Source organism: Corallococcus interemptor (genome assembly GCF_003668875.1).
GTDB classification, from domain to species: domain Bacteria; phylum Myxococcota; class Myxococcia; order Myxococcales; family Myxococcaceae; genus Corallococcus; species Corallococcus interemptor.
On sequence record NZ_RAWM01000438.1, the window covers coordinates 1 to 392 of the forward strand.

A 392-nucleotide genomic window follows, 5' to 3' on the forward strand; every position below is an offset into this window, starting at 1 on the left:
CCATACAATACATGCCGAACCAATCATGACTCAGCTAGCAAAAGCAATGGCGATCACTGCCTAGGTGGCACAAGGAATCAAGGATGGTTTGCTATTGCTTCACCATGCTCTCCAGAATTTGGACTCTCTCTTAACCTTTGATGGTGGCACCATCAAACTGCTAGGGCGTGTATCTTTGACTTTGCCCACTGCCCTTGCATTGACTCTTCCACCACGCAGTCAGTTCTTGGATGTTTTGCTGTTAGAACTGCACTTGTACCCCTATGATACAGGAATTAGAAAAGCTAAGAAATCACACTTTAACGACTATTGGGTGTACTGTGGCTCGGAGCAACTCAACATAAGTAGTTGGCAGAATAATCTTGAGATCTTTCCTCTGCAGGGATATTACC

The 392-nt window shown here is 44.9% G+C and carries 1 protein-coding gene; it reads left to right on the forward strand.

The features are described 5' to 3' along the window. Positions 1 to 64: 64 nt before the first annotated feature. The coding region (locus D7X96_RS40695) for a hypothetical protein (protein WP_208647476.1) at positions 65 to 392 on the forward strand (328 nt) is incomplete at its 3' end.